The following is an 11636-nucleotide window of genomic DNA, read 5'->3' as shown; positions in this document are numbered from 1 at the left end:
TTCGCGAGCAGGCTCGCTCCCACAGTTTTGATTCGTGTTTGTCAGACGTACTGCGCAGCCGCGTAACCCGAGGCCCAGGCCCACTGGAAGTTGAAGCCGCCCAGGTGCCCGGTGACGTCCAGCACTTCACCGATGAAATACAGGCCAGGGCTTTTGAGCGATTCCATGGTCTTGGACGACACCTCGTTGGTATCGACGCCGCCCAACGTCACCTCGGCAGTGCGATAGCCTTCGGTGCCTGCCGGCACGACTTTCCAGCTCGCCAGCTTTTCGGCAATGTTCGCCAGTTCGGCGTGGGTGTACTGCTTCATCGGTTTGGAAACGAACCAGTTGTCCGCCAGCAGGTTGGCCATCTTCTTGGTAAAGATTTCACCGAGCAGGGTTTTCAGTTCACTGTTCGGGCGTTCGGCTTGTTGCTGTTGCAACCAGCTTGGTACGTCGTGGTCGGGTAGCAGGTTGATTTCGACGGTGTCGCCGGATTCCCAAAACGAAGAAATCTGCAAAATCGCCGGTCCACTGAGACCGCGGTGGGTGAACAGGATGTTCTCGCGAAAGCTCTGGTCATTGCAGCTGACCAGGCAATCGACCGAGGTGCCGGACAGCTCGGTGCATAATTCCTTAAGCTGATCGGTGATGGTGAATGGCACCAGCCCGGCGCGCGTCGGCAGCAACTCATGACCGAACTGTTTGGCCACTTGATAGCCGAAACCGGTGGCGCCCAGGGTCGGGATCGACAAGCCACCCGTGGCGATCACCAGGGATTCGCAGGTAACCTGCCCCAAAGTGGTGTCCAGCAAATAGCCCTTTTCAAGCTTCTCGATGGTCTGGATCGAGGTGTCCAGGTGCAGGCTGACGCCGACCTGATTGCACTCATCGAGCAACATTTCGAGGATGTCGCTGGACTTGTTATCGCAGAACAGTTGGCCGAGCTTTTTCTCGTGGTATGGCACACCGTGCTTGGCCACCATGCCGATGAAGTCCCACTGGGTGTAGCGCGCCAGTGCGGATTTGCAGAAGTGGGCGTTCTGCGAGAGAAAGTTGCCAGGTTCGGTGTACATGTTGGTGAAATTGCAGCGGCCACCGCCCGACATCAGGATTTTCTTGCCAGCCTTGTTGGCGTGGTCGAGCAACAGTACCTTGCGCCCGCGCCCGGCGGCGGTCAGTGCGCACATCAAACCTGCGGCGCCAGCGCCAATGATCACGACTTCGGTAGAGCGCAAAACGGTGTCCTCTAAATGTGTCACCACAAAGCAAACTGTGGGAGCGAGCCTGCTCGCGAAAGCGGTGTGTCAGGCACCTTAATGTTATCTGACACTCAGTCTTCGCGAGCAGGCTCGCTCCCACAGGGGGTAGATGCGTTGTTGTTACAGGATGCGCACGCGCAACGAGCGGCCCTTGATCTTGCCGTCGTTCAGGCGCTGCAAGGCCTGCTTGGCGACAACGCGCTCCACTGCCACATAGGCCTGGAAGTCGAAGATCGCGATCTTGCCGACTTGGGCGCCGGGGATGCCAGCTTCACCGGTCAGTGCGCCAAGGATGTCGCCCGGACGAACCTTGTCCTTGCGGCCGGCAGCAATGCACAGGGTGCTCATTTGCGGCAGCAGCGGACCGCCACCCTGGGAGGTGAGGTTGTCCACCTGATCCCAGGTCAATGGGGATTTCTGTAGCTGTTCGATGGCTTGGGCGCGCTGGGCTTCAGACGGTGCGACCAGGCTGATGGCGAGGCCTTTTTCACCGGCGCGGCCAGTACGGCCAACGCGGTGGATGTGGATTTCCGAATCACGGGCCAGTTCGACGTTGATCACCATGTCCAGCGAGTCGATGTCGAGGCCACGGGCGGCGACGTCAGTGGCAACCAGTACGGAAGTGCTGCGGTTGGCGAACATCGCCAGCACCTGGTCGCGATCACGCTGTTCAAGATCGCCGTGCAAGCCGACGGCGGAGATGCCTTTGGCCGTCAGGTGATCGACGGTTTCCTGGACCTGCTGCTTGGTGAAGCAGAACGCCACGCAGGACGCCGGGCGGAAGTGGCCCAGCACCTTGGTCACGGCGCTCATGCGATCGTCCGGGGAAATTTCGTAGAAGCGCTGTTCGATCTGGGTGTCGTCGTGGAACGCCTCGGCCTTCACTTGCTGCGGGTTACGCATGAATTTCGACGCCAACTGCTTGATGCCCACCGGGTAGGTGGCGGAGAACAGCAGTGTCTGGCGACGCTCGGGGGCCTGCATGATGATTTCTTCGATGGAGTCGTAGAAACCCATGTCGAGCATGCGGTCGGCTTCGTCGAGGATCAGGGTGTTAAGGCCATGCAGGACCAGCGAGCCCTTGCGCAGGTGTTGCTGGATGCGTCCCGGGGTGCCGACGATGATGTGCGCGCCGTGTTCCAGCGAAGCGATCTGCGGGCCGAGGGATACGCCGCCGCACAGGGTCAGGACCTTGATGTTGTCTTCGGCACGGGCCAGGCGACGGATTTCCTTGGCGACCTGGTCAGCCAATTCACGGGTAGGGCACAGGATCAGCGCCTGGCAACCGAAGTAGCGCGGATTGATCGGGTTCAGCAGGCCGATGCCGAAGGCCGCGGTCTTGCCGCTACCGGTCTTGGCCTGGGCGATCAGGTCCATCCCCTTGAGGATCACCGGCAAGCTCTGCGCCTGGATCGGCGTCATCTGGGCATAACCGAGGGAGTCGAGGTTAGCCAGCATGGCGGCGGACAGCGGCAAAGTATTAAATTCGGTGGCGATGGTGGTCACGGGACTGGCCTGCAAAACAAAATGTCGCGCAGTGTACCAGCCCGATGGCCATTCGCCCTAAGGTTCGATGTGCTCTTCCGGACGCTTGACGCGCCGTCCGTCTTCCTTTGAGAGTTGGGAAAAGATCGCTGCCGCCAGCATGGCCATGATTCCGACGGTCACAAACGTCAGTTGGAACGCGCCCAACACCGTCTCCACGCCGTCATTGCCGATCCCTGCCGTGAAACCGCCTAGCAATGCGCCGGCGCAGGCCACACCCAGGCTCAGGGACAATTGCGCCACCACCGACAGCAGGCTATTGCCGCTGCTGGCACTGGCGTCGTCGAGGTCGATCAGGGTCACGGTGTTCATCGCGGTGAACTGCAAGGAGTTGATCGCCCCCAAAATTGCCAGCAGGCACAACAGCAGCCAGTAAGGTGTCTGCTCGCTGACCAGGCCCATGCTCGCCAGCATGATCCCCAGCGCCAGGGTATTTCCGGTCAGCACGATGCGGTAGCCCAGGCGTTCGATCAGCGGTCGCGCCACCCACTTGGCGATCATCGCGGCGGCCGCCAGTGGCAGCATGCTCATCCCGGCCTGGGACGGTGAATAACCCAGCGCCACTTGCAGCAGCAGCGGCACGAGGAACGGCAGGGCGCCACTGCCGAGCCGGGCGAAGAGGTTGCCGAGAATGCCAACGGCAAAAGTCCGGGTCTTGAACAGCGACGGCGCAAACAGCGGATTATCAACGTGGCCGGCGCGCAGCCAGTAGGCTGCCAGGCAAGCCATGCCGCCGAACAGCAGCAGCATCACCCGCAGGTGCGGCAGGTGCAGTTCGCCCAGGCCTTCCATGGCGATGGTGATCAGGATCATCGCCGCGCCGAACAGCAGGAAACCCAGGCTATCGAAGCGGGTACGCTCGGAGCCGCGCAGGTCCGGGATGAATTTCCACACGGCGTAGCAGCCCACGAGTCCCACCGGCAGGTTGATCAGGAAGATCCAGTGCCAGGTCAGGTATTCCACCATCCAGCCGCCCATGGTCGGGCCGAGCAACGGCCCGAGCAGGCCGGGGATGGTGATGAAGCCCATGATCCGCACCAGTTCCGAGCGCGGGTAGGCGCGCAGCACCACCAATCGCCCGACCGGCAACATCAGTGCGCCGCCCAACCCCTGGATAACCCGGGAGCCGATCAGCATGCTCAGCGTGTTCGACATTGCACAGAGCAACGAGCCGAGGCTGAACAGCAAGATGGCGCCGAAGAAGATTTTGCGGGTGCCGAAGCGGTCGGCGATCCAGCCCGAGGCGGGGATCAGCAAGGCGACCGTGAGCATGTAGGCAATGATTACGCCCTGCATGCGCAGGGGATCTTCCGCCAGGTCGCGGGCCATGGCGGGCAGGGCGGTGTTGAGGATCGTCCCGTCCAGGGACTGCATGAAGAAGGCAATGGCGACGACCCAGGGCACCCAGCGGGCGGTGACAGGATCGAGAGGCGGGCGGTTGGGCATGGGACCTCTTGTAGTTGAAGTTGTTAATGCAAGGCCATCGTCGGTCGCAGTCCCTGTGGGAGCGGGCTTGCTCGCGAAGAGGTCATCACGTTCAACATCAATGTTGACTGACCCACCGCCTTCGCGAGCAAGCCCGCTCCCACAGGGTGCCCTGTGTGCTGGGGATTTGTGTTTACAGGGTCAAGGTCAACCGGCTAATAAGCGCCCCCGGCAACAGCGCCGATGCCGTCGCCCGCTGGCTGTAGGTGCTCGCCGACAACAGCAGTTCGCGTTCCGCGGTCAGCGCTTCCAGCTGTGAGCCCAGCAAACTGTAGGCGCTGTCATCGAAGCGCATGGTGCTGACCGGAGCCTGGATCTTGCCATTTTCGACCCAGAAGGTCGCAAACCGCGTCATGCCGGTCAGGCGTGCGGCCGGTTGATCCGAAAAGTTCAGGTACCACAGGTTGCTGATGTACAAGCCTGTACCGAGTTGCTCGAGTATCTCTGCCTCAGGCAAATCCCCGGCGCGCATGTTCAGGGCGGTTGGCGACTCTCCACCACTGGCGCCGTTGGCGCTCAAGCCGTACTCTGCGGCGCTGCGTGAGCCCACGAGTTGCGCGCCGGCCTTGCCCTCGACGATCAACCCCAGGTCGCTGCGCGGATAACCTTCGTCGGAGAACGCCGGGCTCAGCGAACCGCTGACTTTTTCCTCCAGCGAGACCAACGGGCTGAATGCTTGATCACCCCCGTAGAGCTTTTGCAGCGGACTACTTTTGCTGGCAATCGACTGCGCCGAAAAACCGCCCCAGCACAGCATGCCCATGATTTCTTCCAGCGCGGCGGGCGCCAGGTAGGCGCGGTACTGACCCGGCGCCAAAGTGCGCAGCGGCCGTCCCAGGTATTCCAGCTGTTCACGTGCTTGCTGGAAGCGTCTGGCAAAGCCTTCGGTGTTCCAGTCGTGCCCGGCATAGCTGGCCTTGACCGCTTGGCCGTTTTCATGGAACAGGCTGAAATCGAAGTTGAAACTGTTGGCCTGATGCCAGCCGAAGGCGCCAGCGGAACTGGCGAAACCGCGGCTGATCGGCCCTGCCGCATAGAACCCGACCAGGTCCAGTCCTTCGGCGGCCTGGGTGATTTCGCCGACCACTTGCTCGGTGTCCGGTAGCGGGTGCTCCTGCACGTTCTGGCTTTGCCAGCCGTTGTGATTGAGCAGCAGGTAGGGGTCCTGGGGCAACAAAGGCAAGGTTTCGCGCAGTTGTTGCAGACCTTCGGCCAGACGCTGATGGTCGACTGCAGGGTCGCCTGCCAAGGTGATTTGCAGATCGGCGTGGCGGCCATCGTTGATCAATTTCAAACCGATGCTGGCCTGTTGCACCTGTCCGGCCTGACGCACCTTGGCGTGGTTGAAACGCACGAAGGCCGATGATTCGGCGGCGTAGCTCAGGGTGAACTGTTCCGGTTCGCGCAACGCTTCGCTTAACCCGGCCACCAATGCCTTGAAAGACTCGGCCTGTGCTTTCGACGTAGTCATCAGCTGTCTCCCCCAAAAACATCAACGTTGCTGAATACGCAGGCTGGCGAGGCATGGCCGACGCGAATCACTTGATTCGGTTCGCCCTTGCCACAATTGGGCGTACCCAGGACCTTGAAGGTGCTGGCATCGCCGACCGCGCTGAGGCTTTTCCAGAACTGCGCGGAAATCGCCCGGTAATTCGGGTTCTTCACCACGCCCTTTAATTCGCCGTTTTCAATCAACTGACCCCATTCGCAACCGAACTGGAATTTGTTGCGCGCATCATCAATGGACCACGAGCGGTTGGTGCTCATCAGGATGCCGTGCTCGATGTTGCCGATCAGTTGCGCAAGCGGCTGATCGCCAGGTTCGATGTTGAGATTGGCCATGCGGTCGATCGGCGGGCGGTTCCAACCGCAGGCACGGCTGTTGGCGACACCGTCCAGGCCCGCGCGAAATTGCGAGAGTGCACCGCCCAAGGGGCGCAGCAACAGGCCTTCGCGAATCAGGAATTGTTTGCTGGCAGCCGTGCCGTCGTCGTCATGGCCATAGCTGGCGAGCTGTTCGGGTATATCGGGGTCGAAGGTCACATTGAGAAGTTTAGAGCCGTATTGCAGGCGGCCAAAGTCTTCTGCCTTGACGAAACTGGTGCCAGCGTAATTGCGTTCATCGCCGAGGATGCGGTCCAGTTCCAACGGATGACCGATGGATTCGTGGATTTGCAGCATCATCTGGTCGGGCATCAGCAGCAGATCGCGTGGACCTTGCGGCGTGTTCGGTGCCAGCAGCAGTTGCAGCGCCTGATCGGCGACCAGCGGGCCGGCACCGACCAGGCCGCAGCGGCTGATCACATCCGCGCCACCCTGCTGGCCGAAATTCTCGCGACCCAGGCTGCGGGTCTGGCTGTCGTTACCGTCGTAGGCGGTGACATCGAGGCCCGGGTAGACGAAGCGTTGGGCCTGGCGCAGTTCGGCGCCGGCGCTGTTGAGGTAGATCTGCTCGACGTGGGTGATGCCGAGGCTGACCTGCCAGCTCACCAGGCGCTCGTCCTTGGGCACGGCGGCGGATTCGGCCCCCAGCAGCTGATAGCAGTCGCTCAGGGAGGGGAAAGGCTGGTCGAGGGTCGGCGAGAAATAGTCGGCACGGTCGCTGGAAACGGCGTGTTCGCGCAGGTCCAGCAGGGCATGGGGCTTGAGTCGGCGCGCCTGCTGTTCGGCGCGTTCGAGGGCGGCTTGCAGGCCCTGTTGCGACAGGTCATTGGTGGCCGCATAGGCTTCGACGCCATTGACTCGCACGGTCAGCATCGCGCCTTCGTCGCGGCTCAGGCTCGGCGGTTCGGCGACGTTCTTGCGCACCGACAGGTACTGGCCGGACTCTCGCACATAACGCAGGGAAAAGAATTCGGCGCCCGTGCGCAAGGCAGCAAAGCGCTGCTTGAGCTGGGGGTGGAAATCGAACATTCGGGAACCTCCTTGGTGTGGAGCATCGATGTTGCGCGGGGAGGGTGAAGCATTTGCGTGGCGCTAGAGTAGGCCTGCGAGGGGGATGGATCAAGGATGGAGCGGTGTCAGCGGGGATTGATCGTTCCCACGCAGAGCGTGGGAACGATCAGGGGGAGGCTTACTGTGCGGTGGCGCTGACTTCCCGCACAGGCTTGCCCTTCACCGGCGCATCGCCTGCTACGTAGTACTTGGCCTTGCTGCGCGGCAATGGCTTGCGACCACGGATCTTGTCGGCGATTTTCTCGGCCATCATGATCGTCGGCGCGTTCAGGTTGCCGGTGGTGATGATCGGCATGATCGAGGCATCGACCACGCGCAGGCCTTGCATGCCATGCACGCGACCCTCGCCATCGACCACGGCCATTTCGTCGGTGCCCATCTTGCACGAGCAGGACGGGTGGAACGCGGTTTCGGCGTGCTCGCGGATGAACTTGTCCAACTGCTCATCGGTTTGCACTTCGATGCCCGGGCTGATTTCGCGGCCACGGAAGGCGTCCAGTGCCGGTTGCTGCATGATTTCACGGGTCAGGCGGATGCCGTCGCGGAATTCCTGCCAGTCCTGCTCGGTGGCCATGTAGTTGAACAGGATGCTCGGGTGCTGGCGTGGATCCTTGGACTTGGCCTGGATGCGCCCACGGCTTGGCGAACGCATGGAGCCCATGTGTGCCTGGAAACCGTGCTCTTTCACACCGTTGCTGCCGTTGTAATTAATCGCTACCGGCAGGAAGTGGTACTGGATGTTCGGCCATTCGAATTCCGGACGGGTACGGATGAAACCGCCGGCTTCGAACTGGTTGCTGGCACCGATGCCGGTGCCGTTGAACAGCCATTCGGCACCGATCGCCGGCTGGTTGTACCAGAGCAGCGACGGGTACAGCGAGACGGGTTGGGTGCACGCGTATTGCAGGTACAACTCAAGGTGGTCCTGCAGGTTTTCACCGACGCCCGGCAGGTCGTGAACCACCGGAATGTCGAGCTTTTTCAGCAGTTCGGCCGGGCCGACGCCGGAGCGTTGCAGGATTTGCGGCGAAGCGATGGCGCCGGAGCACAGCAGCACTTCCTTGCGCGCCTTGGCTTCAACGCGCTCTTCGGCGGAGCCAACCAGGTAGCGCACGCCGACCGCACGCTTGCCTTCGAACAGGATCTTGTCGGTCAGGGCGTGGGTGACGATGGTCAGGGTCGAACGCTTCTTGGCGATGTCCAGGTAACCGCGGGCGGTGGAGGCACGACGGCCTTTGGGCGTCACGGTGCGGTCCATCGGACCGAAGCCTTCTTGCTGGTAGCCGTTCAAGTCTTCGGTGCGTGGATAACCGGCCTGTACGCCCGCTTCGACCATAGCGTGGAACAGCGGGTTGTTGCCGGCTTTCGGTGTGGTCACGCTGACCGGGCCGTCGCCACCGTGGTAGTCGTTCGGGCCGATGTCGCGGGTTTCCGCCTTGCGGAAATACGGCAGGCAGTCCAGGTACGACCAGTCCTCGAGGCCTGGCAGTTTTGCCCAGCCGTCGTAATCCATGGCGTTGCCACGGATGTAGCACATGCCGTTGATCAGCGAGGAGCCGCCGAGGCCCTTGCCGCGGCCGCATTCCATCCGGCGACCGTCCATGTGTGGTTCTGGATCGGTTTCGTAGGCCCAGTTGTAGCGACGGCCTTGCAGCGGGAACGCCAGGGCGGCCGGCATCTGCGTACGGAAATCCATGCGGTAGTCCGGGCCGCCGGCTTCGAGCAGCAGGACGGTGACGCCTTCATCTTCAGTCAGACGGGTCGCCAGGGTGTTACCGGCCGAGCCGGCACCGATGATGATGTAATCGAATTCTTGGGACATTGAATGCACCCTCTTGAAAGTTGGTCAGGTCAGGCCACGGCGAGTGCTGCGCACTCGATTCGCGAGCAAGCCCGCTCCCAAATTTGATCTCTGGTGTACACAGGATCTGTGTCCACCTCTGGCCCCTTGTGGGAGCGGGCTTGCTCGCGAAGAGGCCCTCGCGAGCAATACAGGTCTCGGGTCTTAGAACACCGAGACGTAATCGCCCAGCTCGACCTGTACCGATTTGATGCGGGTGAAGTTGTTCAGCGAGCTAATGCCGTTCTCACGGCCAACACCCGACTGCTTGTAGCCGCCAACCGGCATCTTCGCGTCGGATTCGCCCCAGGCGTTGATCCAGCAGATACCGGCTTCCAGTTGATGAATCACGCGGTGAGCGCGGTTCAGATCCTTGGTGACGATACCGGCGGCGAGGCCGAAGTCGGTGTCGTTGGCGCGGCGGATCACTTCTTCTTCGGTCTCGTAGGTGAGGATCGCCATCACCGGGCCAAAGATTTCTTCGCGCACGATGGTCATGTCATCGGTGCAGTCGGTGAACACGGTCGGTGCGACGAACGCGCCCTTGGCGAATTCACCTTCGGTCAGGCGCTCGCCGCCGCACAGCAGGCGCGCACCTTCTTCCTTGCCCTTTGCGATATAGCCCAGCACGCTTTCCATGTGGGCGAAGCTGACCAGCGGGCCGAAGTTGGTGTTTTCATCTTCCGGATTGCCGACGCGGATGCGCGCAACACGTTCAACGATCTTGGCTTCAAAAGCGGCTTTCAGGTGCGCCGGTACGAACACGCGAGTGCCGTTGGTGCAAACCTGGCCGGAGCTGTAGAAGTTGGCCATCATCGCGGTATCGGCAGCACGGTCGAGGTCGGCGTCGTCGCAGATGATCAGCGGCGACTTGCCACCCAGTTCCATGGTCACGTCCTTGAGCGAAGAGCTCGAAGCGCTGGCCATGACTTTCTTGCCGGTGTCGGTGCCGCCGGTGAACGAGACTTTCTCGATGCGCGGGTGTTCGGTCAGCCAGGTGCCGACTTCACGGCCGCTGCCGGTCAGGACGTTGAACACACCCGCTGGCAGGCCGGCTTCGGTGTAGATCTCGGCCAGTTTCAGGGTGGTCAGCGAAGTGACTTCGCTTGGCTTGAAGATCATCGCGTTACCGGCGGCCAGGGCCGGTGCGGATTTCCACAGGGCGATCTGGATCGGGTAGTTCCACGCGCCGATACCGGCCACGACGCCCAGTGGCTCGCGACGGGTGTAGACGAACGAAGTGGTGCGCAAAGGGATCTGCTCGCCTTCGATGGCGGGTACCAGGCCTGCGTAGTACTCCAGCACGTCAGCGCCGGTGACGATGTCGACGTAGCGGGTTTCGGAGTACGACTTGCCGGTGTCCAGGGTTTCCAGTGCGGCCAGTTCATCGTTGCGTTCGCGCAGGATGTCCACGGCACGACGCAGGATGCGCGAACGCTCCATGGCGGTCATCGCAGCCCAGATTTTCTGGCCCTTTTCGGCGCTGACCACGGCGCGCTCGACGTCTTCCTTGGTCGCACGTTGTACTTTTGCGAGGACTTCACCGTTAGCCGGGTTGATGGCTTCAAACGTGGCATCGCTGCCAGCGTCACTGTAGCCGCCATCGATGTAGAGTTTTTGCAGTTCGAAACGGGCCATAAAGTCCTCGCAAGTGCATTGGTTATTGGCACGGTGCAGGTGTCGAGCGTTCTATGTGTGCTCTAACTCACCTGCTTGGCCAGTTGGATATCCATGTATTCGTAAGCGATCCGTTGTGCCTGCTCGGTGTCGAAAGCATCTCCCGACAGCGCGCCGCGCAACCACAAGCCGTCAATCAACGCTGCCAGGCCACGAGCCGCACTGCGCGCTTCGACAAGCGGCAACACGCGGCGGAACTGGCAGCACAGGTTGGAATACAGACGGTGATCGTTGATCCGCTGCAACCTGTGCAAAGACGGCTGGTGCATGCTGGTAGCCCAGAAGGCCAACCAGGTTTTCATTGCCGGGCCGTTGACCTGGCTGGCGTCGAAGTTGCCTTCGATGATCACCTGCAGATGCGCCCGCGGGCTGTCATCTGTCAGCGCCAATCGGCGCGCGGTGACGTTCTCGCTCAGGACGGTCATCAGGTACCCCATGGTGGCGGCGATCAGGCCGTTCTTGTCCTGAAAGTAATGACTGATGATGCCGTTCGAGACACCGGCCAAACGGGCGATCAGCGCAATGCTGGCGTCCCCCATTCCGACCTGGTCGACCGCCAGCAAGGTGGCTTCGATCAACTGTTGGCGACGGATGGGTTGCATACCGACCTTGGGCATCTTGCACATCTCCTTAGGCCTTCCGGCAGACGCAAGACGTCTATCGGTTTGAGGGCCAGTCTATTTTGTTTTGATTGAACGTTCAATCAACAAAGAATAAGATCTGCGACAAATCGTCGCTGCCTACAGATTTTTCCGACGCGTAGCGGCGAAAAAAAACGACTTCCGCAATTGCTCGAAACCCACGCGCCACGGCGTTAAAGGGGGTTCGAGCTTTATCGGGTTGTCTTTATATCACCCGCTGGTCGGCTGCCCACTAAGCGATTGGTCGGG

The 11636-nt window shown here is 61.3% G+C and carries 8 protein-coding genes; all 8 read right to left on the bottom strand.

All coding sequences use genetic code 11. The features are described from left to right. Positions 1 to 41: 41 nt before the first annotated feature. The 8 genes from HGP31_RS29030 to betI all read right to left on the bottom strand — a co-directional run bounded on the left by HGP31_RS29030 (position 42) and on the right by betI (position 11363). Positions 42 to 1220, bottom strand: a complete 1179-nt coding sequence (locus HGP31_RS29030) for a BaiN/RdsA family NAD(P)/FAD-dependent oxidoreductase (RefSeq protein ID WP_020800868.1) — start codon at positions 1218 to 1220, stop codon at positions 42 to 44. 144 nt (positions 1221 to 1364) lie between these two features. Next, on the bottom strand, positions 1365 to 2702 hold the full coding sequence (gene dbpA / locus HGP31_RS29025) for an ATP-dependent RNA helicase DbpA (protein WP_240963564.1): 1338 nt from the start codon (positions 2700 to 2702) through the stop codon (positions 1365 to 1367). A gap of 105 nt (positions 2703 to 2807) precedes the next feature. Next, entirely contained in the window at positions 2808 to 4235 is a 1428-nt protein-coding gene (mdtD, locus tag HGP31_RS29020) for a multidrug transporter subunit MdtD (protein ID WP_168759062.1), read from the bottom strand. Positions 4236 to 4407: 172 nt separating this feature from the next. Continuing rightward, positions 4408 to 5745, bottom strand: coding sequence for a TldD/PmbA family protein (locus HGP31_RS29015; protein ID WP_020796096.1), 1338 nt, complete (start codon positions 5743 to 5745; stop codon positions 4408 to 4410). Beyond that, positions 5745 to 7187, bottom strand: a complete 1443-nt coding sequence (locus HGP31_RS29010) for a TldD/PmbA family protein (protein WP_020796095.1) — start codon at positions 7185 to 7187, stop codon at positions 5745 to 5747. Before HGP31_RS29010 ends, HGP31_RS29015 begins: the two co-directional genes overlap by 1 nt. A 160-nt stretch (positions 7188 to 7347) precedes the next feature. Then, on the bottom strand, positions 7348 to 9051 hold the full coding sequence (betA, locus tag HGP31_RS29005; protein WP_020796094.1) for a choline dehydrogenase: 1704 nt from the start codon (positions 9049 to 9051) through the stop codon (positions 7348 to 7350). A gap of 183 nt (positions 9052 to 9234) precedes the next feature. Beyond that, complete coding sequence (gene betB, locus HGP31_RS29000) at positions 9235 to 10707, bottom strand: betaine-aldehyde dehydrogenase (protein WP_020796093.1); 1473 nt, start codon at positions 10705 to 10707, stop codon at positions 9235 to 9237. A gap of 62 nt (positions 10708 to 10769) precedes the next feature. Beyond that, positions 10770 to 11363: a transcriptional regulator BetI gene (betI, locus tag HGP31_RS28995; protein ID WP_020796092.1), complete on the bottom strand. Its 594-nt coding sequence runs from the start codon at positions 11361 to 11363 to the stop codon at positions 10770 to 10772. Between the last annotated feature and the right edge of the window lie 273 nt (positions 11364 to 11636).

It is taken from the genome of Pseudomonas umsongensis, from assembly GCF_012647205.1.
Lineage (GTDB): Bacteria > Pseudomonadota > Gammaproteobacteria > Pseudomonadales > Pseudomonadaceae > Aquipseudomonas > Aquipseudomonas umsongensis.
Note: the sequence above shows the minus strand (reverse complement) of the source record. Positions and strands in the feature narration are given on the sequence as shown.

What these genes read in the sequence shown, in the direction of transcription:
- dbpA (WP_240963564.1), bottom strand. Translation starts at nt 2,702, where the DNA reads ATGCTGGCTAACCTCGACTCCCTCGGTTATGCCCAGATGACGCCGATC.
- mdtD (WP_168759062.1), bottom strand. Translation starts at nt 4,235, where the DNA reads ATGCCCAACCGCCCGCCTCTCGATCCTGTCACCGCCCGCTGGGTGCCC.
- HGP31_RS29015 (WP_020796096.1), bottom strand. Translation starts at nt 5,745, where the DNA reads ATGACTACGTCGAAAGCACAGGCCGAGTCTTTCAAGGCATTGGTGGCC.
- HGP31_RS29010 (WP_020796095.1), bottom strand. Translation starts at nt 7,187, where the DNA reads ATGTTCGATTTCCACCCCCAGCTCAAGCAGCGCTTTGCTGCCTTGCGC.
- betA (WP_020796094.1), bottom strand. Translation starts at nt 9,051, where the DNA reads ATGTCCCAAGAATTCGATTACATCATCATCGGTGCCGGCTCGGCCGGT.
- betB (WP_020796093.1), bottom strand. Translation starts at nt 10,707, where the DNA reads ATGGCCCGTTTCGAACTGCAAAAACTCTACATCGATGGCGGCTACAGT.
- betI (WP_020796092.1), bottom strand. Translation starts at nt 11,363, where the DNA reads ATGCCCAAGGTCGGTATGCAACCCATCCGTCGCCAACAGTTGATCGAA.